Below are 26,817 nucleotides of genomic sequence, written 5' to 3' on the forward strand. Positions count from 1 at the left end.
CCACACCCCTTTCACACGCCGGTGAGCCTGGAGGCTAACGGCGCGTTGCAGAGGGTGCAATGGCCAAATCGTGACTCTGACGACGCCTACACTGGAGCCGCTATGGCTTACCTGGACCACGCCGCCACCACGCCGATGCTGCCCGAGGCGATCGCCGCCATGAACGCGCACCTCGGCGTGGTCGGCAACGCCTCCTCGCTGCACGCCGCCGGCCGCCGCGCCCGCCGCACCGTCGAGGAGGCCCGCGAGTCCCTCGGCGAGTCGCTCGGCGCCCGCCCGAGCGAGATCGTCCTCACCGGCGGCGGCACCGAATCCGACAACCTCGCCGTCAAGGGCCTCTACTGGGCCCGCCGCGACGCCGACCCGGCCCGGGTCCGGGTGCTGTGCAGCCCGGTCGAGCACCACGCCGTCCTGGACGCCGTGCACTGGCTCGCCGAGCACGAGGGCGCCGCGGTCGAGTACCTGCCGGTCGACGGCCACGGGCGGGTCCACCCCGCCGAGTTGCGCGCCGCCATCGAGCGCAACCCCGCCGACGTCGCCCTGGTCACCGTGATGTGGGCCAACAACGAGGTCGGCACCATCCAGCCGGTCGTCGAACTCGCGGCCGTGGCCGCCGAGTTCGGGGTGCCGATGCACGCCGACGCGGTGCAGGCGCTCGGTCAGGTCCCGGTCTCCTTCGCCGAGTCCGGGCTGACCGCACTCACCGTCACCGGCCACAAGATCGGCGGACCGTACGGCGTCGGCGCACTGCTGCTCGCCCGCAGCGCCACACCCGTCCCGCTGCTGCACGGCGGCGGGCAGGAGCGCGACGTCCGCTCCGGCACGCTCGACGTGCCGGCCGCCGCCGCCTTCGCCGCCGCCGCGGCCATCGCCGTCGAACGGCGGGCCGAGCACGCCGCCGCCGTCGGGGCGCTGCGCGACGACCTGGTGGCCGCCGTGCTCGCGGCGGTGCCGGACGCCGTGCTCAACGGCGACCCCGCCGCGGACGGGCGGCTGCCCGCCAACGCGCACTTCTCCTTCCCCGGCTGCGAGGGCGACGCCCTGCTGATGCTGCTCGACGCCCAGGGCGTCGAGTGCTCCACCGGCTCCGCCTGCTCCGCGGGCGTCCCGCAGCCCTCGCACGTCCTGCTCGCGACGGGCACCGACCCGCTGCTCGCCCGCGCCTCGCTCCGCTTCTCCCTCGGCCACACCTCCACCAAGGCCGACGTGGACGCCCTCGCGGTGGCCCTCCCGGGAGTGGTGGAACGAGCGAGGAGGGCAACCGCAGGGGCTCGGGCCCCCGTCCGGTAGGCGGCTGCGGACGGACACCGGCCCCGCGCCCCCGATTGGTTACCCTGGTGGGCATCATGACTGAATTCCCGGGTGCCCCCACCGCTCCGTCCGACGGCCGTCGCCTGCGGGTGCTGGCCGCGATGTCCGGCGGGGTGGACTCCGCCGTCGCCGCCGCGCGCGCCGCGGAGGCCGGGCACGAGGTGACCGGCGTGCACCTGGCGCTGTCGTCCAACCCGCAGTCCTTCCGGACCGGCGCCCGCGGCTGCTGCACCATCGAGGACTCCCGCGACGCCCGCCGCGCCGCCGACGTGATCGGCATCCCGTTCTACGTCTGGGACCTCGCCGAGCGCTTCCGCGAGGACGTCATCGACGACTTCGTCGCCGAGTACGCGGCCGGCCGCACCCCCAACCCGTGCCTGCGCTGCAACGAGAAGATCAAGTTCGCCGCACTGCTCGACAAGGCCGTCGCCCTCGGCTTCGACGCGGTCTGCACCGGCCACTACGCCCGGATCGTCGACCTCCCGGACGGCACCCGCGAGCTGCACCGCGCGGTGGACGCCGCCAAGGACCAGTCGTACGTCCTCGGCGTCCTGGACGCCGACCAGCTGGCGCACTCGCTCTTCCCGCTCGGCGACACCACCAAGGACGCGATCCGCGCCGAGGCCGAGCGGCGCGGCCTGGCCGTCGCGAAGAAGCCCGACAGCCACGACATCTGCTTCATCGCGGACGGCGACACCCAGGGCTTCCTGGCCAAGCACCTGGGCACCGCCACCGGCGACATCCTGGACGTCGACGGCACCAAGCTGGGCGAGCACGACGGCGCGTACGGCTTCACCATCGGCCAGCGCAAGGGCCTGCGGATCGGCCGGCCGGCCGCCGACGGCAAGCCGCGCTACGTGCTCGACATCTCCCCGGTGAACAACACCGTCACGGTCGGCCCGGTCGAGGGCCTGGACGTCAGCGGGCTGACCGCGATCAAGCCGCGCTGGTGCGGCACCCCGGCGGCCGGCGAGGGCCGGTACACCGCGCAGCTGCGCGCGCACGGCGAGGAGGTGCCGGTCACGGCCACCCTCACCGGGGACGAGCTGCAGGTCACGCTGGACAGCCCGGCCCGGGGCATCGCTCCTGGTCAGGCGGTCGTGCTGTACGACGGCACCCGGGTGGTCGGCTCCGCGACCATCGCCACCACCACCCGCCCCGCGGTCCCGTCCCGGTAAACCCGTTCGACCGGCGTGGTAGACCTGACCGCATCATGAACATCACGGTCTTCTGCTCCGCGTACTCGCTCGACGCCCGCTACACCGCCCCGGCGGCCGAATTCGCCCGGCTGCTCGGCGCGCAGGGCCACACCCTGGTCTGGGGCGGCTCGCACGCCGGCCTGATGGGCCTGCTCGCCGACGGCGTGAAGGAGGCGGGCGGCCGGCTGGTCGGCATCTCCGTCGAACTGCTCGCCCACAAGACCTACGAGGGCGCCGACGAGCTGGTGATGACCGCCGACCTGGCCGCCCGCAAGGCGGAGCTGCTGGCCCGCGCCGACGCGGTGGTGGTCCTGGTCGGCGGCCTCGGCACACTCGACGAGGTCACCGAGGTGCTGGAGCTGAAGAAGCACGCGCTGCACGACAAGCCGGTCGTCGTCCTGGACACCGAGGGCTTCTACACCGGGCTGCGCACCCAGCTGGAGCGGATGGACGCGGAGGGCTTCCTGCCGCGCCCGCTGGCCGAGCTGATCTCCTTCGCCGGCACCCCTGCCGAAGCCCTCGCCCACCTCCAGTCCTGAAGGAGAGCCCGTCCGCATGGCTGCCCACCTGATCACCGGTGCCGGATCCGGCATCGGCGCCGTCGTCGCCGAACGGCTCGCCGCCCGCGGCGAGGAGCTCTGGCTGCTGGCCCGCGACGCCCGCCGCGCCGCCGAGCTGCGCGAGCGCTTCCCCGGGGCGCACACCCTGGTCGGCGACCTGGCCGACCCGGCCAAGCTGTCCTGGGCGTTCGGCCACCAGTCCCTGCCGGTGGAGCTGGACACCCTGCTGCACATCGCCGGCGTGGTCGAGCTCGGCACCATCGGCGACACCCCCGTCAAGGCGTGGCAGCACCAGCTGAACGTCAACACGGTCGCCCCCGCCGAGCTGACCCGCCTGGTGCTCCCGCAGCTGCGCCTGGCCCGCGGCCACGTGCTGTTCGTCAACTCCGGCGCCGGCCTGCGCGCCGACCCCACCTGGGGCTCGTACGCGGCCAGCAAGTTCGGCGTGCGGGCGCTGGCCGACGCGCTGCGGGGCGAGGAGCACGCCAACGGCGTGCGGGTCACCACCGTGTACCCGGGCCGCACCGCGACCCCGATGCAGCAGAAGGTCCACCAGCAGGAGGGCAAGGCGTACGACCCGTCCCGCTGGATCGCCCCGGAGTCGGTCGCCACCGCGATCCTCACCGCGATCGACCTCCCGCGCGACGCCGAGATCACCGAGATCACCGTCCGACCGGGCCAGTAGCGGCCGACGGGGGGCCCTCCCCGCGCCGCCCTCCCCGGACGGCGCGCCCGGGAGGCCGGAAGCGGGCGGCGCCGCGATGATCGAGGGGGTGTGCGCCGCCGCCGTCCGGGGCGGCGGCGCGCCGCGATCGGCGGGAGGTCCTCGATGCCGAGGAACGACGACACGGCCATGCGCGCGGTCCGCGGCGCCACACCGGAGGAGCGGGTGGCGCTCGGCCGCGCGGCCCGCAAGCGCTCGCCCCGCTCCGGCCACGCCGAGTACCGGCCGGCCGAGGACCGGCCCGATCCGCTGGAGATCCTCCAGGGCCAGTCGTCCCGGCGGGTGCCCGAGCTGGTGCCGATCCGCTACAGCCGGATGAGCGAGTCCCCGTTCCGGTTCTACCGGGGCGCGGCCGCCATCATGGCCTCCGACCTGGCCGCCACCCCGGACTCCGGGATCAGGGCCCAGCTGTGCGGCGACGCGCACATGCTGAACTTCCGGCTGCTGGCCTCTCCGGAGCGCCGGCTGCTGTTCGACATCAACGACTTCGACGAGACCCTGCCCGGGCCGTGGGAGTGGGACGTCAAGCGCCTCGCCGCCAGCCTGGTCATCGCCGGCCGGGCCAACGGCTTCGACGACGACGAGCGCGCCGACGTGGTGCGGGCCACCGTCCGCTCCTACCGGGAGTCGATGATCCGCTTCGCGGGCATGCGCGACCTCGACGTCTGGTACGCGCGGATGGAGGCCGACCACCTCCAGGAGCTCGCCGCGGACAAGATCGCCAAGCGGGGCCGCAAGAGCCTGGCCCGTGCCCTGGTGAAGGCCCGCACCCGCGACAGCCTGCAGGTCTTCGAGAAGCTCACCGAGGAGGTCGACGGGCAGCTGCGGATCGCCGCCGACCCGCCGCTGCTGGTGCCGATCGGCGACCTGCTCCCCGAGGTCGAGCGCAGCGCCCTGACCGAGCTCTTCGCCGGCCTGGTCGAACGCTACAGCGGCACCCTGGCCTCGGACCGGCGCACCCTGCTGCGGGACTTCAGGCTGGTCGACGCCGCCCGCAAGGTGGTCGGCGTGGGCAGCGTCGGCACCCGCTGCTGGATCTTCCTGCTGCTCGGCCGGGACGGCCGCGACCCGCTGTTCCTGCAGGCGAAGGAGGCCGACACCTCGGTGCTGGCGCCGCACGTCGGCGCCAGCGCGTACAAGAACCAGGGCGAGCGGGTGGTGTCCGGGCAGCGGCTGATGCAGGCGGCCAGCGACATCTTCCTCGGCTGGGAGCGGGTGGAGGGCATCGACGGCCGCCGCCGGGACTTCTACGTGCGCCAGCTGCGCGACTGGAAGGGCATCGCGGTCGCCGAACAGATGGTGCCCACCGGGATGCGGGCGTTCGGCGAGCTCTGCGGCTTCACCCTGGCCCGCGCCCACGCCCGCTCCGGCGACCGGATCGCGATCGCCGCCTACCTCGGCGGCGGCCAGTCCTTCGACCGGGCGCTGGCGGAGTTCGCCGAGGCCTACGCCGACCAGAACGAGCGCGACCACGCCGCCCTGCTCGAGGCCGTCCGGTCCGGCCGCCTGCCGGCCGCCGACCCCGTCGCCGAACGCGCCTGACCGCGCAGGCCGTAGGCTCGGGGCCGTGAGCACTGAGTACTCCTTCCCCGAGCTGAACGGCGCCGCGACGGCGGTCGGGTCGATGCCCGGCACCGACGCGCGGGAGGCCGCCAGGACCGTCGTCGGCGAGCTGGACCGGTTGCCGCACCTGCCCGAACTCCCGGCCCGGGGCCCCGGGGCGGACATGATCGGGCGCGGCGCCGGCCTGCTGGTCGAGCTCTTCGCGCAGACCGAGCCGAGCGGCTGGCGGTTCACCGACCGCCCCGGCCGGGACACCCGGCGCGCCCACTCCTGGCTCGGCGAGGACCTGGACGCCCTGGAGGAGTTCACCCAGGGGTACGACGGCGCGCTCAAGCTGCAGGCGGTCGGCCCGTGGACGCTGGCCGCCTCGATCGAGCTGCACTACGGGGAGAAGGCGCTCTCCGACCGCGGCGCCTGCCGGGACATCGCCGGGTCGCTGACCGAGGGCCTGCGCCGCCACCTCGCCGACGTCCGCAGGCGGGTGCCCGGCGCGCAGCTCGTCCTGCAGCTGGACGAGCCCTCGCTGCCCGCCGTGCTGGCCGGCAGCGTGAGGACCGCCAGCGGCTTCCAGCGGCTGCGCGCGGTCGACCGGCAGCACGCCGAGCAGGCGCTGCGGGACGTGATCGGGGCGCTGGACGTGCCGGTGGTGGTGCACAGTTGCGCACCGGGCGTGCCGATCCCGCTGCTGCGCCGGGCCGGTGCCGCGGCGGTGTCGCTGGACTTCTCGTTCCTGACGGAGCGTGACGACGACGACCTGGGCGAGGCGATCGAGGGCGGCACCGCGCTCCTGGCCGGTGTGGTGCCCTCCGCGGACCGGGAATTGTCCGACCCTGCCGGTAGTGTCCAGGGTGTCAGGACGTTGTGGCGCAGGCTGGGGCTGGATCCGGAGCTGCTGGGCCGCCGGGTGCTGGTGACACCGACGTGCGGGCTGGCGGGGGCTTCCCCCCGGTACGCCCGGGCGGCCCTGTCACACACCGTGAAGGCGGCGCAGAGCCTGGTGGACACGCCCGAGTAAGGGACTTGGAGGGCTCAGGTGGCGGTTGTCGAGGGCTGGGAGGAGATCCCGGCCGAGGTGCGCAAGCAGCACGCGGAGCTGGCGGCCGAGATCGAGGAGCACCGCGCCCGGTACTACGAGCAGGACGCGCCGACCATCACCGACGCCGACTTCGACCGCCTGATGCGGCAGTTGGAGGCGCTGGAGGCGGAGCACCCGGCGCTGGTCACGCCGGACAGCCCCTCGCAGAAGGTCGGCGGCGCCGCCGTCGAGGGCTTCGCCAAGGTCGAGCACCGGGAGCGGCTGCTCAGCCTCGACAACGCGATGGACGACGAGGAGCTGGCCGCCTGGGCCGAGCGGGTGGCCGGCGAGCTCGCCGGGGTCGAGTACCACTACCTGTGCGAGCTCAAGGTCGACGGCCTCGCGGTCAACCTCACGTACGTCGACGGCGAGTTGGTGCAGGCCGCGACCCGCGGCGACGGCCGGGTCGGCGAGGACATCACCGCCAACGTCCGCACCATCGCCGAGATCCCGCACCGGCTGCGGGGGGAGAACGTCCCCGCGCTGGTGGAGATCCGCGGCGAGGTCTACTTCCCGACCGGGGCCTTCGCCGAGCTGAACGCCTCCCTCGCGGCGGAGAACGAGCGCCGCCGGGCCGCCAACGAGGAGCGCGCCAAGGAGGGCAGGCGCCCGCAGGCGATGGTCAAGCTGTTCGCCAACCCGCGCAACGCGGCAGCCGGTTCGCTCCGGCAGAAGGACCCGCTGGTCACCGCCTCCCGCCCGCTGCACATGGTGGTGCACGGCATCGGTGCCCGGTCCGGCTTCGAGATCGACTGCCAGTCGCACGCCTACCGGCTGCTGCGCGACTGGGGCCTGCCCACCGCCAAGCACAACCGGGTGGTCGGCACGCTGGAGGAGGTGCGCGCCTTCATCGAGCAGTACGGCGAGCAGCGGCACTCGGTCGAGCACGAGATCGACGGCGTCGTGGTGAAGGTGGACGAGATCGCCCTGCAGGGCCGGCTCGGCGCCACCTCCAAGTCGCCGCGCTGGGCGATCGCCTGGAAGTACCCGCCGGAGGAGGTCACCGGCAGGCTCGCCTCGATCATGATCGGCATCGGCCGCACCGGCCGGGCCACCCCGTTCGCGGTGCTCGCCGAGCCGGTGAAGGTGGCCGGCTCGATGGTGCAGTACGCGACGCTGCACAACCAGGAGGTGGTGAAGGCCAAGGGCGTGCTGCTGGGCGACACCATCGTGCTGCGCAAGGCCGGCGACGTGATCCCGGAGATCCTCGGCCCGGTCGAGGACCTGCGGGACGGCACCGAGCGCGAGTTCGTGATGCCCTCGCACTGCCACGAGTGCGGCACCGAGCTGCGGCCGATGGCCGAGGGCGACATCGACCTGCGCTGCCCCAACGCGCAGTTCTGCCCGGCGCAGGTGCGGGAGCGGATCGCCTACCTGGGCGGCCGGGAGTCGCTGGACGTCGACGGGCTCGGCTACGTCGCCGCGACCGCGCTGACCCAGCCGCTGAAGCCTGTTGACGCCCCTGTCAAGAACGAGGGGGACATCTTCGGCCTGACCGAGGAGCAGCTGCTGCCGATCAAGGTCCTGGTCCGCGACCAGAAGACCGGTATGCCCAAGCTGGACGACCGGACCGGCCAACAGAAGGAGGTCTTCTTCTTCGCCAACACCAAGGGCGAGCCGAAGAAGTCGCTCGGCCTGCTGCTGGAGAACCTGGACAAGGTGAAGGACCGTCCGCTCTGGCGCTTCCTCAACGGGCTGTCCATCCGCCACGTCGGCCCGGTCGCCGCGCAGGCGCTGGCCCGCGAGTTCCGCGACCTGGACCGGGTCTTCGGGGCCGGCGAGGAGGAGCTGGCGGCCGTCGAGGGCGTCGGTCCGACCATCGCCAGGGCGATCCGGGAGTGGTACGCCGAGGAGTGGCACCGGGAGATCCTGGAGAAGTGGCGCGCCGCCGGCGTCCGCTTCGTCGAGGAGGGCGCCGAGGAGCAGGGCGAGCGGCCGCTGGAGGGGCTGACCGTGGTGGTCACCGGCACGCTCGCCGGCCACACCCGGGACGGCGCCAAGGAGGCGCTGACCTCGCGCGGTGCGAAGGTGACCGGCTCGGTGTCGAAGAAGACGCACTTCGTGGTGGTCGGTGACAACCCCGGGTCGAAGTACGACAAGGCGGTGCAGCTCGGCGTCCCGGTGCTGGACGACGCCGGCTTCGCCGTCCTGCTCGACCAGGGCGCCGACGCGGCCCGGGCGTTCCTGGGCCTGCCGGCCGAGGATCACGCGGAGTCCGCTTCCTGACGGGTCGTTATCGTCCTGATGCCGCGTCACCGGGGTGTCGCCGCGCGAAGTCGGGCATTCTGTCACTGTGCAGCGCGCGGTGACCGGTGACGCGCTCTGGGGGGCGCCCCCCGGCCGAAGGCCGCGGGAGGATGTCCGAAAGTGTGCCCTCCCGACGGACACCGGCTTACCCTTGGTGCAACGAACTGTCAGCAAGGGTGTGTGGTCCGGTCATGCCCGGACTCCGTGGGGACGCCCCTCGCCTGACGTCCGCCGGCACCGTGACGGTGCCTCACCGTAAGGCGGCCTGACGGGGCGGGCCCGACGGAGGACAGGGCTATGGATCGTACGACCGGCGGCGCGCCCACACGCCCGCCGCAGGGGGTGGCGGGTGCGGTCCTGCTGCTCGGCGTGCTGCTGGCCGGCGCTGCGCCGCTCATCCCGCTGGCCGTCCTGGTCTACCGGTACGAGCCCGAGCTGCTGCCGCTGTTCGCCGTGCCCCTCGCGGTGCTGGTCGCGGCCTGGCGGATCGCCCGCGACCGCGCCCGGGACCAGCTCACCGACCCGCTGACCGACCTCCCCAACCGGCAGGCACTGCTGCTCGCCACCCAGGAGGCGCTCACCCGGCACGACGCCGAACCCGGGTACCAGGTCGGGCTGATCCTGCTCGACCTGGACCGGTTCCGTTCGCTGAACGACGCGCTCGGCCACACCGCGGGCGACCGGCTGCTGGTCCACATCGCCCGCCGGCTGCACCGCGCGCTGCGCACCGGCACCGGCCACGGCCCGCACGGCGAGGGCGGGGACGAGCTGGCCGCCGCCCTGCCGCCGCAGCCCGCGCAGCGCGGCGAGCGGCCGGTGGTGGCCCGGATGGGCGGCGACGAGTTCGCCGTGCTGCTCCCGGGCGTCGGCTCCACCGAGGTGCTGGAGCGGGTGGCCAAGGCGCTGATCACCGAACTCGCCGCGCCGATCCGCCTCGACGGGCTGCTGCTGGTGCTGGAGGCCAGCGCCGGGGTGTGCGTCTACCCGACGCACGCCCAGGACGCCGAGTCGCTGCTGCGCCGCGCCGACGTCGCGATGGGCCACGCCCAGCGCGGCCGCTCCGGCGTGGAGCGCTACGACGAGGCCCGGGACGTCGACACGCCGTACCGGATCGGCCTGCTCGGCGACCTGCGGCGGGCCCTGGAGCTGTCCGAGGTGCAGCTGCACTACCAGCCGAAGGTCGCCTTCGACGGCCGGGTGGTCGGCCTGGAGGCGCTGGTCCGCTGGGACCGCCCCGGCCAGGGCCGGATCCCCCCGGACGAGTTCATCAGCCTGGCGGAGTCCAGCGGCCTGATGCCCCGGCTGACCGACTACGTCCTGGAGACGGCGGTCGGCCAGCTGGCGCTCTGGCGGGCGCAGGGCCTGATGGTGCCGGTCGCCGTCAACGTCTCGCCGCGCGACGTGCTCAACCCGGGCTTCGCCCAGCGGGTGGCCGGCCACCTCAAGCGGCACGACGTGCCCGCCGACGCGCTGCAGCTGGAGATCACCGAGCGGCTGCTGCTGGACGACTCCCGGCGGGCCGCCGACACGCTCGACGAGCTGCGGCGGTACGGCGTGCGGATGTCGCTGGACGACTTCGGCACCGGGCACTCCTCACTGGTGCGGCTGCGCAGCCTCCCGGTGGGGGAGTTGAAGATCGACCGGTCCTTCGTGTCGCGGATGGTCGCGGACGACCACGACGCGGCGGTGGTCCGCTGCTCGGTCGAACTCGCCCACTCGCTCGGGCTGACCGTGGTCGCCGAGGGCGTCGAGGACGACGAGACCTGGGAGCGCCTCCAGCTGATGGGGGTGGACGCGGTCCAGGGCTGGCTGGTCTCCGCCGCGCTGCCCGCCGACCAGGCCACCGCCTGGCTGCTGGTGCACCGGACCGAAGCGCCGGACGTGGAGCGCCTCGCCCCGCAGTGAGGCGCCGCCCCGGCCCGCGGCGCCGGAAAATGCCCACCCGTGTGCCCATAGGATGGGGGTCTGACCCATGTAAGGAGAGGATCGCCGCATGGCTGGCATCACGCGCGAGGAGGTCGCCCACCTCGCCCGGCTGTCGCGTCTGGAGTTGCAGGCCGAAGAGCTGGACCACTTCGCCGAGCAGCTCGACGTGATCATCGGCGCGGTCGCCCGCGTTTCCGAGGTGGCCGGACAGGACGTCCCGCCGACCTCGCACCCGCTGCCGCTGACCAACGTCATGCGTGCCGACGAGGTGCGTCCGTCGCTCACGCCGGAGCAGGCGCTCTCCGGCGCCCCCGCCAGTGAGGACCAGCGTTTCCGCGTTCCCCAGATCCTCGGGGAGGACTGACCGAGATGACCGAGCTGATCAAGTTCACCGCTGCCGAGACCGCCGCCGCGATCTCCAAGGGCGAGGTCTCGGCCGTCGAGGTCGCCCAGGCCCACCTCGACCGCATCAACGCGGTCGACGAGAAGGTCAACGCCTTCCTGCACGTCGACACCGAGGGTGCGCTGAAGGCCGCCCGCACGGTGGACGACAAGCGCGCCCGCGGCGAGGAGCTGGGCCCGCTGGCCGGCGTCCCGCTGGCGCTGAAGGACGTCTTCACCACCAAGGGGATCCCGACCACCTGTGGTTCGAAGATCCTCGAGGGCTGGATCCCGCCGTACGACGCCACCCTGACCTCGCGTCTGAAGGACGCGGACGTGGTGATCCTCGGCAAGACCAACATGGACGAGTTCGCGATGGGCTCCTCCACCGAGAACTCCGCCTACGGCCCGACCGGCAACCCGTGGGACCTGTCCCGCATCCCGGGCGGCTCCGGCGGCGGCTCGGCCGCGGCGCTCGCCGCGTACGAGGCACCGCTGGCGATCGGCACCGACACCGGCGGTTCGATCCGCCAGCCGGGCGCCGTCACCGGCACCGTCGGTGTGAAGCCGACCTACGGCTCGGTCTCCCGCTACGGCCTGGTCGCCTTCTCCTCCTCCCTGGACCAGGGCGGCCCGTGCGCCCGCACCGTCCTCGACGCGGCCCTGCTGCACGAGGCGATCGCCGGCTACGACCCGCTGGACTCCACCTCCATCGACGCGCCGGTCCCGGCCGTGGTCGAGGCGGCGAAGCGGCGCGACATCCGCGGCATGCGGATCGGCGTCGTCAAGGAGTTCGCCGGCGAGGGCTACCAGGCCGGTGTGATGCAGCGCTTCAACGAGAGCGTGGAGCTGCTGCGCGAGCTGGGCGCCGAGGTGGTCGAGGTGTCCTGCCCGTCCTTCACCCTGGCGCTGCCCGCGTACTACCTGATCGCGCCCAGCGAGGCCTCCTCCAACCTGGCCCGCTTCGACGCCATGCGCTACGGCCTGCGGGTCGGCGACGAGGGCGGCCGCTCGGCCGAGCAGGTCACCGCGCTGACCCGCGAGGCGGGCTTCGGCGACGAGGTGAAGCGCCGCATCATCCTCGGCACCTACGCGCTCTCCTCGGGCTACTACGACGCCTACTACGGCTCGGCGCAGAAGGTCCGCACGCTGATCTCGCGCGACTTCGACGCCGCGTTCGCCGGCGTGGACGTGCTGGTCTCGCCGACCACGCCGACCACCGCGTTCCCGATCGGCGAGCGCGCCGACGACCCGATGGCCATGTACCTGGCCGACCTGTGCACCATTCCGTCCAACCTCGCCGGCAACGCGGCCATGTCGCTGCCCTGCGGGCTCGCCCCGGAGGACAATCTCCCGGTCGGCCTGCAGATCATCGCCCCCGCGATGGCGGACGACCGCCTGTACCGCGTGGGCGGCGCCGTCGAGGCCGCGCTCAACGACAAGTGGGGTCACCCCCTGCTGGAGGAGGCACCGGCACTGTGAGCACCGTAGCGAAGGCAAAGGGCTTCAAGCACTCCAAGCCCGGCCTGTGGCTGTCCATCGGCACCAGCGCGTTCGGCGCGGTGACGATCTACAAGGACGTCAAGAAGGCCCGGACCGAGAGCGACACGCTCAAGCTGATCAACGCCCTGGTCGGCGCCGCCGCCCTGATCACCGGCACCGCACTCCTCGTCCGCGAGCTGCGCCAGCTCGGCGACGACGACGTGCTGCTCGGCTGACGGACCTCCGAGAGAAGAAGTGAAGGAAACGCTGTGAGCGTCATCAGCCTGGTCTCGTACGACGACGCGCTGGCCTCGTACGACCCGGTGATGGGCCTTGAGGTCCACGTCGAGCTGGGTACCAAGACCAAGATGTTCTGCGGGTGTTCGACCGAGCTGGGCGCCGAGCCCAACTCGCAGACCTGCCCGACCTGCCTCGGCCTGCCCGGTTCGCTCCCGGTGGTCAACGCCGTCGGCGTGGAGTCGGCCATCAAGATCGGCCTCGCGCTGAACTGCGAGATCGCCGAGTGGTGCCGGTTCGCCCGGAAGAACTACTTCTACCCGGACATGCCGAAGAACTTCCAGACCTCCCAGTACGACGAGCCGATCGCCTTCAACGGCTACCTCGACGTGCAGCTGGAGGACGGCGAGGTCTTCCGGGTCGAGATCGAGCGCGCCCACATGGAGGAGGACACCGGCAAGTCCACCCACGTGGGCGGCGCGACCGGCCGCATCCACGGCGCCGAGTACTCGCTGCTCGACTACAACCGGGCCGGCATCCCGCTGATCGAGATCGTCACCAAGCCGATCCAGGGCGCCGGCCACCGCGCCCCCGAGGTCGCCAAGGCGTACGTGGCCGAGCTGCGCGAGCTGATCAAGGCGCTGGGCGTCTCCGAGGCCCGGATGGACAAGGGCCAGATGCGCTGCGACGTCAACCTGTCGCTGCGCCCCAACGGCACCGAGACCTTCGGCACCCGCTCGGAGACCAAGAACGTCAACTCGCTGCGCTCGGTCGAGCGGGCGGCGCGCTTCGAGATCCAGCGGCACGCCACCGTCCTGACCGACGGCGGGACGATCGTCCAGGAGACCCGGCACTTCCACGAGGACAACGGCACCACCACGGCCGGCCGGATCAAGGACAACGCCGAGGACTACCGGTACTTCCCGGAGCCCGACCTGGTGCCGATCGCCCCCTCCCGCGAGTGGGTCGAGGAGCTCCGGACCGGCCTGCCCGAGCTGCCCCGGGTGCGCCGCGCCCGGCTGCAGGCCGAGTGGGACCTGTCCGACAAGGACATGCAGTCGGTGCTCAACGCCGGCGCGGTCGAGCCGATCTCGGAGACGATCGCCGCCGGCGCCCCGGCCGACCAGGCCCGCAAGTGGTGGATGGGCGAGCTGGCCCGCCGCGCCAACGAGACCGGCACGGACCTGTCCGAGCAGCCGATCACCCCGGTCCAGGTGGCCCGGGTCTGCGCGCTGGTCGCCGAGGGCAAGCTCAACGACAAGCTGGCCCGCCAGGTCATCGAGGGCGTCCTCGCCGGCGAGGGCGAGCCGGACCAGGTCGTCGAGAAGCGCGGCCTCGCCGTGGTCTCCGACGACTCGGCGCTCGGCGCGGCCGTCGACGAGGCGATCGCCGGGAACCCGGACATCGCCGCGAAGATCCGCGACGGCAAGGTCCAGGCGGTCGGCGCCCTGGTGGGCGCGGTCATGAAGGCCACCCGCGGCCAGGCCGACGCCGCCAAGGTCAAGGACATGATCCTGGAGAAGCTCGCCTAAGGATCCTTAGACGGCACCCGGGACGGAAAGGCCCGTGCGTACGGCTCCCCGGAGCCCTGCGCACGGGCCTTCCGGCATCCGGGGCCCGGGTCCTGAGGCGCCGGCCCCGGCCGGGATGAGGCATCGGGCCGATGTGGCACCCCCCACTGGGAGAGGAGTCTCGTACTCAACACCGCAACGAGGGGAACCGCAATGATCGAGTACGAGCTCATCCAGCACCGCCAGCAGGAGCTGCTCGCCCTGGCCGCCCAGGAGCGGCTGGCCCGCGAGGCGGCGGCCGGCCGGACCGTCGCCCGGCGGCACGGGGGCCTGCTGCACCGGGTGGCCCGGAGCCTGCACCTGACCGCTCCCGCCGCGCGGCTCGGGTGACCACCGCCGGGCCGCGAGCGGCCCGCGCCGACGAAGGGGAGGACGCCGCCGGCGCCTCCCCTTCGGGCCGTCCGGACCGGGGGACAACAGGTCGGCTCCGGTCCACGGCCTGTGGCATGCTCGCCGCCATGGAGCAGACATCGGTGAGCCCCGTCTTCGTGGGCCGAGGAACCGAGACCGGACTCCTGACGGGTGCACTGCGCCGGGCGGAGAACGGCGACCCGCAGGCGGTCCTCATCGGGGGAGAGGCGGGGGTCGGCAAGACCCGGCTGGTGGAGGAGTTCCTGGCGGCCGCCGGCTCCGACACCGTGGTGACCGCGCTCGGGGGGTGCCTGGAGATCGGCGCCGAGGGCCTGCCGTACGCGCCGCTGGCCGCCGCGCTGCGTCGGCTGCGCCGCCGGCTCGGCCCGGAACTCGACCGGGCCGCCGCCGGGATGGAGGGCCATCTGGCCCGGCTCTTCCCCGACTTCGGCGAGGCCGACGGCGAGCCCAACGACGAGTTCGGCCGGGCCCGGCTCTTCGACCACGCCAGCCGGCTGTTCGAGCGGCTCGGCACCGGCCGCACGGTGGTGCTCGCCGTCGAGGACCTGCACTGGTCCGACCGCTCCACCCGCGAGCTGCTCGCCTACCTGATCCGCACCCTGCAGGGCACCCGGCTGCTGATCCTCGCCACCTACCGCACCGACGACCTCCACCGCCGCCACCCGCTGCGGCCCTTCCTGGCCGAGCTGGACCGGCTGCGCACCGTGCAGCGCCTGGAGCTCGACCGCTTCGACCAGCGCGAGGTCGCCGCCCAGCTGGCCGGCATCCTCGGCACCGCGACCCCCGACCGCGAGCTGGTCGACCGGATCCACCGCCGCTCCGAGGGCAACGCGCTGTTCGTCGAGGAGCTGGCCACCTCCCACCAGCAGGGCTGCTCCGCCGGGATGACCGACTCGCTGCGCGACATGCTGCTGGTCCGGGTCGAGGCGCTGCCGGACGACACCCAACGGGTGCTCAGGGCGGCCGCCGAGGGCGGCTCGTACGTGGAGCACGGGCTGCTCGCCGCCGTGCTCGGCGAGGGCGACAGCACGATCGGCACCGCACTCGGCGAGGACCGGCTGATCGAGGCGCTGCGCACCGCGGTCGGCGCCAACATCCTGCGCCCGGACACCGACGGCGAGGGCTACCGGTTCCGGCACGCGCTGGTCCGCGAGGCGGTCTCCGACGACCTGCTGCCCGGCGAGCGGTACCGGATCAACCGGAGCTTCGCCACCGCCGTGGAACGCGAGCCGGCCCTGGTCTGCGGCGAGGGCAGGCCCGCCCGGCTGGCCAACTACTGGTACCACGCCCACCACCCGGCCAAGGCGCTGCCGAGCGCGCTGGACGCCGCCCGCGCCGCCCGCCGCCGCAACGCCTTCGCCGAGCAGCTGCGGATGCTGGAGCGCGCCCTCGAACTGTGGGACGAGGTCTCCGAGGACGTCCTCGCCACCACCCTGCGCCCGTACGACTGGGCCGACACCTACCCGCCGTGCGCCTGCGCGGCCGGCGAGCACGACGAGAGCTGCGACCGGCTGCAACTGGTTGACGTGCTCGCCGAGGCCACCGTCGCGGCCCGCCGCGCCGGCGACCGGGAGCGCGGACTCAGCCTCGCCAAGCGCGCGCTCAAGCTGGTCGACGAAGGCCGCGCCCCGGTCCGGGCCGCCTGGTTCCGCCTCCAGCGGGCCCGGATCCTCGGCCACCTCAACCGGGCCGGCGGCGTGGAGGAGATCCAGTACGCGCACCGCCTGGTCGCCCACCTCGGCCCGTCCGCGATCCAGGCCGAGGTGCTCGCCCAGGACGCCGCGCACGGCATGCTCCGCACTCCCGACCGGCAGCTGATCGCCACCGCCGAACGGGCCGTGGAGATCGCCCGGCAGGTCGGCGCCGACTCCGTCGAGCAGCACGCCCGGATCACCCTGGCCTCGCTGTACAGCGACTTCGGCGACCCCGAGGGCGGCCTGGCGATGCTCGCCGACGCCGTCGAGCGCTCCCGCCCGCTCGGCCTCGACCTGCACACCCGGGGCCTGAACAACCTGGCCTCGCTGCTCCTGCTGCACGGCCGCTCCGAGGAGGCGGTCGAGGTCGCCCGGCGCGGCCTGGAGGTGGCCGACCGGGCCGGGCTGCTCGGCAACACCGGCGCGATCCTCACCGGCAACCTCGCCGAGGCGCTGATCGCGGTCGGCCGGCCCTACGAGGCCGCCGCGACGCTGACCGCCTGGACCTCGGTGCCCGGCGCCGAGTGGTACCACGAGTTCCTGGACCGGCTGCGCGGCGAACTCGCCCTGATGCGCGGGGAGCTGGACGCCGCCGCGACGCACTGGGCGAGCGCCCGCACCGCCGCCGGCCGGGAGGACCAGCCGCAGCACGTGCTGCCCACCGCGCAGCTCGGCGTACAGCTCGCCGCCCGCCGGGGCCGGCCCGCCGAGGCCCGCGAGATCCTGTTCGACGCCCTGGACTCCACCGGCGCCGAGGGCAAGGAGGCCCTGCTGCTGCCGCTGCTCGCGGTCGCCGCCGGCGCCGAGGCGGACAGCCGCGGCCTGCCCGCCGCCGACCTCGGCCGACCGGTGGTGCTGGAGCGGATCGCCGCGGCCGCCGCCCGGCTCGACCCCAGGGTGCCGCTGCACCGCGGCTGGTCCCACCTGCTGGCCGGCGAACTGGCCCGCGCCGAGGGCCGGCCCTCGGCCGGGCACTGGGACGACGCCGTCGACACCCTGCGCCCGACCGGCCTGCCGTACCCGCTGGCGCTCGCCCTGCTGCGGGCCGCCGAGGCGCAGGTGGCCGCCGGCCACCGCGAGTCCGCCGCCGCACTGCTCAGGGAGGCGGCCGGCGCGGCCGCGCGGCGCGGCGACACCGGGCTCGGCCGGGACGTCGCGCACCTCGCCGTCCGGGCCGGACTCGCCCTGGAGCCGGCCGCACCCCGGCCGCGTCCGGCCGTCGCCGCCGATCCGGTGGAGAGCCTCGGTCTCACCCGGCGCGAGCGGGACGTCCTGCGGCTGCTGGCCCTCGGCCGGACCAACCGTCAGATCGCCGAGGAGCTCTACATCTCGCCGAAGACCGCCAGCGTCCACGTCTCCAACATCCTGGCCAAGCTGGAGGTCGGCGGCCGCGGCGAGGCCGCCGCGCTCGCCCACCGGCTGCGGCTCTTCCCCGACACCGAGCCCGCCGCGACCGGACGCTGAGCCCAGCGCGACCGCGCGCGGGGCGCGCTGGGCCGATCGGGGGATCCCGTGGTGAACCGGCCACCGCCCACCTGCGGCCCATTACTCTAAGTTGAGATGGCGTGCCACTGAGTGACCGGAGTGGTGTAGGGTCCGGAGGCGGGAACGCCGGTACGGCCGCAGGCCGGAGGGGGAGATGCTGCTTGAACTCCACCGATTCGGTGCTGCCTGCCCGGGGCCCCAGCCTGCCCGGCGCCCTGCTCCTGGCGCTCTGCCTCGGCTACACCCTCGGCGCCTCCGTCGGCTGGGGTTCGCGTGGACTCGCCCTGTTCATGGGGGATTTCGGCCTGGCCGGGGCGGCCCTCGCGGCCGCGCTGTCCTGCCTGATCAGGGGGTTCACCGTCGGGGGTCACGCCCGGCCGGCCTGGCTGCTGTTCGGCCTGTCCTCCGCGATGGTCGCGTTCGGGAACGGCACCTGGGGCTGGTACGAGCTGGTGCTGCGCACCCCGCTGCCGCCCGACTCGCTGGCCGACTACGCCTTCCTGCTGTTCGCGCCGCTGGCCATCCTCGGGCTGCTGGTGCTCGCCCAGCGGCCGCGCAGCGCGGCCGGCTGGCTCTGCCTGCTGCTGGACGCCTGGCTGGTGGCCGGCTCGCTGTTCACGCTGAGCTGGAGCCTGGCGCTCGGCCGGGTCGCCGCGGGGGAGGGCGACGACCCGCTGAAACTGGCGCTCGGCCTCGGCTACCCGCTGCTGGACATCCTGCTGGTCTCCCTGGTGGTGGGCCTGCGCTTCCGCAGCCGGGACGGCAACCGGGCGGCCGTGCACACCGCGATGGTGGCGCTGGCCGTCACGGTGGTCTGCGACGCCCTGTTCACCTCGCCCGAGTTCCGCAGCGGGTACCACTCCGGCGAGCTGCTGGACGCCGGCTGGTTCGCCGGCAGCGTGCTGCTCGCCTGGGCGCCCTGGTCGCACGACCGCCGCCCGGCCCGCTCCGAGCACCCCTCGCTCGGCGGCCTCCCGCGCCGCCGGGTCGCCTCCACCTTCAGCGCGCTCACCCCGTACGTGGCCGCCGCCGTGGCCACCGCCGGGATCCTCTACAACGCGCTCGGCGGCCACGCGCTGGACCGGGTGGTGCTCGCCGCGGCCTGCACGGTCGGCCTGGCGCTGATCCTCCGGCAGGGCGTCATGCTGCTGGACAACCTCTCGCTCGCCCAGGAACTCGCCCACAAGGAAGCCCACTTCCGCTCCCTGGTGCAGGGCTCCAGCGACGTCATCATGATCGCCGGGGAGACCGGGGTGCTCTCCTACGTCAGCCCGGCCGCGCTGCGGGTCTACAGCCGCGACCCGGAGGAGCTGATCGGCGGCAACCTGCTCAACCTGGTCCACCCCGAGGACGTGGACCGGGTGCTGGGCGAGGTCCGCCGGATCCTCGCCCGCTCCCGCGTGCGGGGCGCCGCCGCCGAGCCCTCGGCCCGGGTCGAGTGCCGGATCCGCTCCGGCAGCGGCGGCGAGTGGCTGCACGTGGAGTCCACCGTCAACCGGTACCGGGACGGCCTGATCCTCAACAGCCGGGACGTCAGCGAGCGGGTCCGCCTGCAGGCCCAGTTGCAGCACAACGCCTTCCACGACCCGCTCACCGACCTGCCCAACCGCGCCCTGTTCGGCCACCGGGTGCGCGCCGCGCTGGCCGCGGACGGGCCGGACGGCACCACCACCGCCGTGCTCTTCCTCGACCTGGACGGCTTCAAGGCGGTCAACGACTCGGCCGGCCACCAGGTCGGCGACGAGCTGCTGGTGCAGGCCGCCCGCCGGCTGCAGGGCGCCGTCCGCTCCGGGGACACCGTGGCCCGGTTCGGCGGCGACGAGTTCGCGGTGCTGGTGCGCGGCCGGCTCGGCCGGCCCCAGGTGCAGGACCTCGCGGAGCGGATCCGCTCCGCGCTCTCCGAGCCGTACTGGATCGGGGGCGTCGAGCTCGGCGTCGCCGCCTCCATCGGCATCGCCTTCGCCCCGCGCGAGCCCTCCCCGGCCCCGCGCCCGGTCGTCCCGACCCAGCCCGGGGCCGGCGAACCGCCGCCCGCCGGCCCCGGGCCGGCGCCCGGGGCCGATCCGATCGCCGGAGCGGCCGCCGACGAGCTGCTGCGCAACGCCGACCTGGCGATGTACCGGGCCAAGTCCGAGGGCAAGGGCCGGGTGGTGCTGTACACCCCGGCCATGCGGGCCGAGCGGGAGCGCCGCACCGAACTGGAGGACCGGCTGCGGCTGGCGGTCCGCGAGGGCGGCTTCACCCTGCTCCACCAGCCGGTGGTGGAGCTCTCCGGCGGCCGGCTGGCCGGGGTCGAGGCGCAGGCCCGCTGGCGCTCCGCGCAGGGCCTGCTGCTCACCCCCGCCGAGTTCCTGCGCACCGCCGAGCAGGGCGACGCCGCCACCCGGTTCGCCCGCTGGATGCTCCAGGAGGCGGTGGCCGCCGCCGCCCGCCGACGCGCCGACGGGCCCGGTGCGCCGCCCGTCCCGGTCACCGTCCGGCTCGGCGCCGACCGGATCTGCGCCCCCGGGATGTACGAGACGGTCGCCGCCGCGCTGCGCGAGAGCGCGCTGCCGCCCGAGCTGCTGGTGATCGAGCTGGCCCGGACCGGGCCGGACGAGTCCGCGGACGAGCTGGGCCGCCGGCTGGCCGCGCTGCGCCGGCTCGGGGTCTCCACCGCGCTGGCCGGCTTCGGGGCCGGCAGCGGCTCGCTGGGGGCGCTCACCCGGCTCCCGTTCGACGCGCTGAAGCTGGACCGCAGCCTGGTCCAGGACGTCGCGGACTCGGCGCTCGGCCGGACCCTGGCCGGGCACGCGCTGCGGCTCGGCCGCGACCTCGGCCTGATCACCGGCGCCGAGGGGGTGGACACCCCCCGGCAGCTCGCGGTGCTCCAGGAGCTGGGCTGCCGGCGGGCCCAGGGGCTGGCCTTCGCCCAGCCGCTGGACGAGCTCCGGCTGCGTCGCGCGCTGCTGCGCCGGGGCTTCCCGCTGCCGCGTCCGGTCGGCACCCTCGGCGGGCGCCGCCCGCACCTCGCCACGGACGCCCGATCGGGTGCTGTTGCGGCCCGTTCCGCGCACCTGCACGGGGCACTTGACCTGCCACAACGCCATACCGTCGGCGGTCCGGGGGGCGGACCGCATGGTGAGACGCCGGTCCCACCAGCTTGACACCCGCCACTGCGTGGGAGGAAGGTCGGTGCCATGCGCACCCGAATTCTCGTACTTGGCGGGCGCGTCGGCTGAAGCAGACCGACGCGCCACCCCTCGCATGCCCTGGGCACGAGGGGTTTTTTGTTGCACGAAAGCTGCTCCGGCACCGCAGAACCACTGGCCTCGAACGCCCCGAATCGGGACGATTGAGACACCACGCGATCGAGAAGAGACAGGCAGATGACTGAGCACGCCGCCCCCCGCCGCGGGGACAACCCGGCAGCCCACGCGCCGGGTCCCCAGACCACCGTCGAGACCATGACCGGCGCGCAGTCGCTCATCCGCTCGCTCGAGGCCGTGGGCGCGGACACCGTCTTCGGTATCCCCGGTGGTGCCATCCTCCCGGCGTACGACCCGCTGATGGACTCCACCAAGGTCCGCCACATCCTGGTCCGCCACGAGCAGGGCGCCGGCCACGCCGCCACCGGCTACGCGCAGGCCACCGGGAAGGTCGGCGTCTGCATGGCGACCTCCGGCCCGGGCGCCACCAACCTGGTGACCCCGATCGCCGACGCCTACATGGACTCCGTCGCCATGGTGGCGATCACCGGTCAGGTCGCCTCCAAGGCGATCGGCACCGACGCCTTCCAGGAGGCGGACATCTGCGGCATCACGATGCCGATCACCAAGCACAACTTCCTGGTGACCGACCCGGCCGAGATCCCCCGGGTGATCGCCGAGGCCTTCCACATCGCCGCCACCGGCCGTCCCGGCCCGGTCCTGGTCGACATCGCCAAGGACGCGCTGCAGGCCACCACCACCTTCCGCTGGCCGGTGGAGACCTCGCTGCCCGGCTACCGCCCGGTCACCAAGCCGCACGCCAAGCAGATCCGCGAGGCCGCGAAGCTGCTGGTCAACGCCAAGCGCCCGGTCCTCTACGTCGGCGGCGGCGTGCTCAAGGCGCAGGCCTCCGCCGAGCTGCGGATCCTGGCCGAGCTGACCGGCGCCCCGGTGGTGACCACCCTGATGGCGATCGGCGTCTTCCCGGACAGCCACCCGCAGCACCTGGGCATGCCCGGCATGCACGGCTCCGTCCCGGCGGTCACCGCGCTGCAGAAGGCGGACCTGCTGTTCACCCTCGGTGCCCGCTTCGACGACCGGGTCACCGGCAAGCTGGACTCCTTCGCCCCCGGCGCCAAGGTCGTCCACGCCGACATCGACCCCGCCGAGATCGGCAAGAACCGCCCGGCGGACGTGCCGATCGTCGGTGACGCCCGCGAGGTGATCGCCGACCTGATCGTCGCCGTCCAGGCCGAGTACGACGCCGGCCACCGCGGCGACTACGGCGACTGGTGGAGCAAGCTCGACCAGTGGAAGAAGACCTACCCGCTCGGCTACGAGCCGGCCCCGGCCGGTGAGCTCTCCCCGCAGCAGGTGATCGAGCGGATCGGCCAGCTGGTCGGCCCGGACGCGATCTACGCCGCGGGCGTCGGCCAGCACCAGATGTGGGCGAGCCAGTTCATCCAGTTCGAGAAGCCGGCCACCTGGCTGAACTCCGGCGGCGCGGGCACCATGGGCTACGCCGTTCCGGCCGCGATGGGTGCCAAGGCGGGCATGCCGGAGACCGCGGTCTGGGCGATCGACGGCGACGGCTGCTTCCAGATGACCAACCAGGAGCTGGTCACCTGCGCGCTGAACAACATCCCGATCAAGGTCGCGGTGATCAACAACGGGTCGCTGGGCATGGTCCGCCAGTGGCAGACCCTGTTCTACAACCAGCGCTACTCCAACACCGTGCTGCACTCCGGCCCGGACCACGACGGCATCGAGCCGCCGGCCCAGGGCACCCGGATCCCCGACTTCGTGCTGCTCTCCGAGGCGATGGGCTGCGTCGGCCTGCGCTGCGAGCGCCCGGAGGACCTGGACGCGGTGATCAAGCAGGCGATGGAGATCAACGACCGCCCGGTGGTCATCGACTTCATCGTCCACCAGGACGCCATGGTCTGGCCGATGGTGGCCGCCGGCACCAGCAACGACGAGATCCTCTTCGCCCGGGACATCCGCCCCGATTTCGGCGACGACCTCGACTGACGGCCCCGACCTACCGATAGAGAGCCAATGACCGCCATGTCCAAGCACACCCTCTCCGTCCTGGTCGAGAACAAGCCCGGCGTGCTCGCCCGCATCGCCTCCCTGTTCTCCCGTCGGGGCTTCAACATCGACTCCCTCGCCGTCGGCCCGACCGAGCACCCGGACATCTCCCGGATGACCATCGTGGTCAACGTCGAGGACCTGCCGCTGGAGCAGGTCACCAAGCAGCTCAACAAGCTGGTCAACGTGATAAAGATCGTCGAGCTGGACCAGGCCCAGGCCGTCCAGCGCGAGCTGGTCCTGGTCAAGGTGCGCGCCGACGCCGAGACCCGCTCGCAGATCGTCGAGATCGTCCAGCTCTTCCGCGCCAAGACCGTCGACGTCTCGCCGGACGCGGTGACCATCGAGGCGACCGGCTCCTCCGACAAGCTGGAGGCCATGCTCAAGATGCTGGAGCCCTACGGCATCAAGGAGTTGGTCCAGTCCGGCCTGGTCGCCATCGGTCGCGGCGCCCGTTCGATCACCGACCGCTCGCTGCGCGCCCTCGATCGCAGCGCGTAGCAACCCTGGCGCTCCGCGCGGGCGCCGCGTCTCACACCCTGAAGCACCGCCCCACATCACGCCGGGTCCTCGTACGGTAGGAACCGCAAGACCCGGCATCACCACCACGCAAGGAGATGTGCCCCCGTGGCCGAGCTGTTCTACGAAGACGACGCCGACCTGTCCATCATCCAGGGCCGCAAGGTCGCGATCATCGGTTACGGCAGCCAGGGCCACGCCCACGCGCTGTCGCTGCGTGACTCGGGTGCCGACGTCCGGGTCGGCCTCCTGGAGGGCTCGAAGTCCCGCGCGGCCGCCGAGGAGCAGGGTCTGCGGGTCGTGACCCCGTCGGAGGCGGCGGCCGAGGCCGACGTCATCATGATCCTGGTGCCGGACCCGATCCAGGCGGACGTCTACAAGGACGCGATCGAGCCGAACCTGAAGGCCGGCGACGCGCTGTTCTTCGGCCACGGCCTGAACATCCGCTTCGGCTTCATCCAGCCGCCGGCCGACGTCGACGTCTGCATGGTCGCCCCGAAGGGCCCGGGTCACCTGGTGCGCCGTCAGTACCAGGAGGGCCGCGGCGTCCCGGCGATCGTCGCGGTGGAGCAGGACGCCACCGGCAAGGCGTTCGACCTGGCGCTCTCCTACGCCAAGGGCCTGGGCGCCACCAAGGCCGGCGTGATCAAGACCACCTTCACCGAGGAGACCGAGACCGACCTGTTCGGTGAGCAGGCCGTCCTCTGCGGTGGCACCGCCGCCCTGGTCAAGGCCGGCTTCGAGACCCTGGTCGAGGCGGGCTACCAGCCGGAGATCGCCTACTTCGAGTGCCTGCACGAGCTGAAGCTCATCGTCGACCTGATGTACGAGGGCGGCCTGGAGAAGATGCGCTGGTCGGTCTCCGAGACCGCCGAGTGGGGCGACTACGTGACCGGCCCCCGCATCATCACCGCCGACACCAAGGCCGCGATGAAGCAGGTCCTCGCCGAGATCCAGGACGGCACCTTCGCCAACACCTGGATCGCCGAGTACAAGGCCGGCCTGCCGAAGTACAACGAGTACAAGAACGCGGACGCCGACCACCTGCTGGAGACCACCGGCAAGAAGCTCCGCAAGCTGATGAGCTGGGTGGACGAGACCGCCTGAGCCGGTCCTCCCCGCTTGTACAACGAGGCTGCTCTCGTCCGAGTGATTTCGCCGGACGGGAGCAGTCCCGTAGGGAACCCGCCGATAGACTCCCGAGTACGCGTCAGGCCCACAGCGTCGTGCGTCTAGCTACGCGACATGCCACCTTCCCCCGCCCCTGTGCACGCCACCTCCGTGCGGCGGGGTGAACCGGACAGTTAAGGACACACTGTCGTGAGCAAATCCGTAGTCCTCATCGCCGAAGAGCTCTCGCCCGCCACCGTCGACGCCCTCGGGCCGGACTTCGAGATCCGGAACTGCAACGGCGCCGACCGCACCGAGCTGCTGACCGCGATCGCCGACGTCGACGCCATCCTGATCCGCTCCGCCACCAAGGTGGACGCCGAGGCGCTGGCCGCCGCCAAGAAGCTCAAGGTCGTCGCCCGCGCCGGTGTCGGTCTGGACAACGTGGACGTCTCCGCCGCCACCAAGGCCGGTGTGATGGTCGTCAACGCGCCGACCTCCAACATCGTCACCGCGGCCGAGCTCGCCTGCGGCCTGCTGATCTCCGTCGCCCGCAACATCGCGCCGGCCAACGCCGCGCTCAAGCAGGGCGAGTGGAAGCGCAACAAGTACACCGGCGTCGAGCTGAGCGAGAAGACCCTCGGCGTGGTCGGCCTCGGCCGGATCGGCGTCCTGGTCGCGCAGCGGATGTCGGCCTTCGGCATGAAGATCGTCGCGTACGACCCCTACATCCAGGCCGCCCGCGCCGCCCAGATGGGCGTCAAGCTGCTCTCCCTGGAGGAGCTGCTGGAGGTGTCGGACTTCATCACCGTCCACCTCCCGAAGACCCCGGAGACCGTCGGCCTGATCGGCGAGGAGGCGCTGCACAAGGTCAAGCCGACCGTGCGCATCGTCAACGCCGCCCGCGGCGGCATCGTCGACGAGGCGGCCCTGGCCTCCGCGCTGCGCGACGGCCGCGTCGCCGGCGCCGGCCTGGACGTGTACGCCAAGGAGCCGTGCACCGACTCCCCGCTGTTCGCCTTCGACAACGTGGTCGCCACCCCGCACCTGGGCGCCTCCACCGACGAGGCGCAGGAGAAGGCCGGCATCGCGGTCGCCCGCTCGGTGCGCCTCGCGCTGGCCGGCGAGCTCGTGCCGGACGCGGTCAACGTCCAGGGCGGCGTGATCGCCGAGGACGTGCGCCCGGGCCTGCCGCTCGCCGAGAAGCTCGGCCGGATCTTCACCGCGCTGGCCGGCGAGGTCGCCGTCCGCCTCGACGTCGAGGTCCGCGGCGAGATCACCCAGCACGACGTCAAGGTGCTCGAACTCTCCGCGCTGAAGGGCGTGTTCGAGGACGTGGTGGCCGAGACGGTGTCGTACGTCAACGCCCCGCTGTTCGCCCAGGAGCGTGGTGTCGAGGTCCGCCTGACCACCTCCAGCGAGTCGCCCGAGCACCGCAACGTGATCACCGTGCGCGGCACCCTGTCGGGCGGCGGCGAGGTGTCCATCTCGGGCACCCTGTCCGGCCCCAAGCAGATCCAGAAGATCGTCGGCGTGGACGGCTTCGACGTGGACGTGGCGCTCACCGACCACATGGCCTTCTTCCAGTACGAGGACCGTCCCGGCGTGGTCGGCACCCTCGGCCGGATCCTCGGCGACGCCGGCATCAACATCGCCGGCATGCAGGTCGCCCGTGACGGCGACAGCGCCCTCGCGTCCATCACCGTGGACAGCGAGGTCTCCCAGGAGGTCCTCGGCGAGATCGCCGGCGCGATCGGCGCCCGTTTCGCCCGCTCGGTCAACCTCGGCTGACCCTCCGTCGGCCCCGGACGGCCCTCCCGCCCCTGCGGCGGGAGGGCCGTTCGCATGCGCCGGGGCGCACCCGGGTGAAGCTCGTCTCAGATACTAGGAAATCCAAGTATTCCTAGAGACACCACGGCCTTCCCGTCGTACCGTGAAGGAGTCATACGGTGTGCCACCCCTGCAAGCCAGGGCGTGTGGCCCGTGTGCCCGTACGCTCCTTCGCAGGCGATCCCTGCTCCGCGTACCCCTCTCCCCACCCTCGCGCGCGCCCGTCCGCGCACCTGCACCAAGGAGTCCGGT

General features: G+C 73.2%; 19 protein-coding genes. All 19 read left to right on the forward strand.

The window, feature by feature from the left end; all coding sequences use genetic code 11:
* The first annotated feature begins 102 nt into the window (after window positions 1-102).
* The 19 genes from ABEB06_RS24560 (at window position 103) to serA (ending at window position 26,526) form a co-directional block, all read left to right on the forward strand.
* Window positions 103-1,290 (forward strand): cysteine desulfurase family protein, encoded by a 1,188-nt coding sequence (locus tag ABEB06_RS24560; RefSeq protein ID WP_345699057.1) that lies wholly within the window; start codon window positions 103-105, stop codon window positions 1,288-1,290.
* 56 nt (window positions 1,291-1,346) lie between these two features.
* The gene (gene mnmA / locus ABEB06_RS24565; RefSeq protein ID WP_345699058.1) at window positions 1,347-2,489 is read left to right on the forward strand and encodes a tRNA 2-thiouridine(34) synthase MnmA; all 1,143 of its coding nucleotides are present in this window, start codon (window positions 1,347-1,349) and stop codon (window positions 2,487-2,489) included.
* A 35-nt stretch (window positions 2,490-2,524) separates the two neighbouring features.
* Entirely contained in the window at window positions 2,525-3,049 is a 525-nt protein-coding gene (locus tag ABEB06_RS24570; protein WP_345699059.1) for an LOG family protein, read from the forward strand.
* A gap of 16 nt (window positions 3,050-3,065) precedes the next feature.
* Window positions 3,066-3,755 carry an SDR family oxidoreductase gene (locus tag ABEB06_RS24575; protein ID WP_345699060.1) on the forward strand — a complete coding sequence of 230 codons (690 nt, stop codon included), beginning with the start codon at window positions 3,066-3,068 and terminating at the stop codon, window positions 3,753-3,755.
* Window positions 3,756-3,899: 144 nt separating this feature from the next.
* Entirely contained in the window at window positions 3,900-5,336 is a 1,437-nt protein-coding gene (locus ABEB06_RS24580) for a DUF2252 domain-containing protein (protein ID WP_345699061.1), read from the forward strand.
* 25 nt (window positions 5,337-5,361) lie between these two features.
* Complete coding sequence (locus tag ABEB06_RS24585; protein ID WP_345699062.1) at window positions 5,362-6,372, forward strand: methionine synthase; 1,011 nt, start codon at window positions 5,362-5,364, stop codon at window positions 6,370-6,372.
* Window positions 6,373-6,390: 18 nt separating this feature from the next.
* Window positions 6,391-8,658, forward strand: a complete 2,268-nt coding sequence (ligA, locus tag ABEB06_RS24590; RefSeq protein ID WP_345699063.1) for an NAD-dependent DNA ligase LigA — start codon at window positions 6,391-6,393, stop codon at window positions 8,656-8,658.
* A 318-nt stretch (window positions 8,659-8,976) separates the two neighbouring features.
* Window positions 8,977-10,584, forward strand: a complete 1,608-nt coding sequence (locus ABEB06_RS24595) for a putative bifunctional diguanylate cyclase/phosphodiesterase (protein WP_425559686.1) — start codon at window positions 8,977-8,979, stop codon at window positions 10,582-10,584.
* An 88-nt stretch (window positions 10,585-10,672) separates the two neighbouring features.
* Window positions 10,673-10,969, forward strand: coding sequence for an Asp-tRNA(Asn)/Glu-tRNA(Gln) amidotransferase subunit GatC (gene gatC / locus ABEB06_RS24600; protein ID WP_345699064.1), 297 nt, complete (start codon window positions 10,673-10,675; stop codon window positions 10,967-10,969).
* 5 nt (window positions 10,970-10,974) lie between these two features.
* Entirely contained in the window at window positions 10,975-12,468 is a 1,494-nt protein-coding gene (gene gatA, locus ABEB06_RS24605) for an Asp-tRNA(Asn)/Glu-tRNA(Gln) amidotransferase subunit GatA (RefSeq protein ID WP_345699065.1), read from the forward strand.
* Window positions 12,465-12,704: a hypothetical protein gene (locus tag ABEB06_RS24610; protein WP_345699066.1), complete on the forward strand. Its 240-nt coding sequence runs from the start codon at window positions 12,465-12,467 to the stop codon at window positions 12,702-12,704. Before gatA ends, ABEB06_RS24610 begins: the two co-directional genes overlap by 4 nt.
* A 33-nt stretch (window positions 12,705-12,737) precedes the next feature.
* Window positions 12,738-14,237, forward strand: a complete 1,500-nt coding sequence (gatB, locus tag ABEB06_RS24615; protein WP_345699067.1) for an Asp-tRNA(Asn)/Glu-tRNA(Gln) amidotransferase subunit GatB — start codon at window positions 12,738-12,740, stop codon at window positions 14,235-14,237.
* Window positions 14,238-14,429: 192 nt separating this feature from the next.
* Window positions 14,430-14,606: a hypothetical protein gene (locus ABEB06_RS24620; protein WP_345699068.1), complete on the forward strand. Its 177-nt coding sequence runs from the start codon at window positions 14,430-14,432 to the stop codon at window positions 14,604-14,606.
* 128 nt (window positions 14,607-14,734) lie between these two features.
* A complete protein-coding gene (locus ABEB06_RS24625; RefSeq protein WP_345699069.1) occupies window positions 14,735-17,806 on the forward strand; it encodes a helix-turn-helix transcriptional regulator in 3,072 nt (1,023 codons plus the stop codon).
* A 182-nt stretch (window positions 17,807-17,988) separates the two neighbouring features.
* Window positions 17,989-20,973, forward strand: a complete 2,985-nt coding sequence (locus tag ABEB06_RS24630; RefSeq protein ID WP_345699070.1) for a putative bifunctional diguanylate cyclase/phosphodiesterase — start codon at window positions 17,989-17,991, stop codon at window positions 20,971-20,973.
* Window positions 20,974-21,195: 222 nt separating this feature from the next.
* The gene (locus ABEB06_RS24635; protein WP_345699071.1) at window positions 21,196-23,046 is read left to right on the forward strand and encodes an acetolactate synthase large subunit; all 1,851 of its coding nucleotides are present in this window, start codon (window positions 21,196-21,198) and stop codon (window positions 23,044-23,046) included.
* Between the two features lie 36 nt (window positions 23,047-23,082).
* Window positions 23,083-23,607, forward strand: a complete 525-nt coding sequence (gene ilvN, locus ABEB06_RS24640; RefSeq protein ID WP_345699072.1) for an acetolactate synthase small subunit — start codon at window positions 23,083-23,085, stop codon at window positions 23,605-23,607.
* Between the two features lie 126 nt (window positions 23,608-23,733).
* Window positions 23,734-24,732, forward strand: a complete 999-nt coding sequence (ilvC, locus tag ABEB06_RS24645; RefSeq protein WP_345699073.1) for a ketol-acid reductoisomerase — start codon at window positions 23,734-23,736, stop codon at window positions 24,730-24,732.
* A gap of 213 nt (window positions 24,733-24,945) precedes the next feature.
* Window positions 24,946-26,526, forward strand: coding sequence for a phosphoglycerate dehydrogenase (gene serA / locus ABEB06_RS24650; protein WP_345699074.1), 1,581 nt, complete (start codon window positions 24,946-24,948; stop codon window positions 26,524-26,526).
* Window positions 26,527-26,817: the final 291 nt, after the last annotated feature.

This window comes from Kitasatospora terrestris, assembly GCF_039542905.1.
Classification (GTDB): domain Bacteria; phylum Actinomycetota; class Actinomycetes; order Streptomycetales; family Streptomycetaceae; genus Kitasatospora; species Kitasatospora terrestris.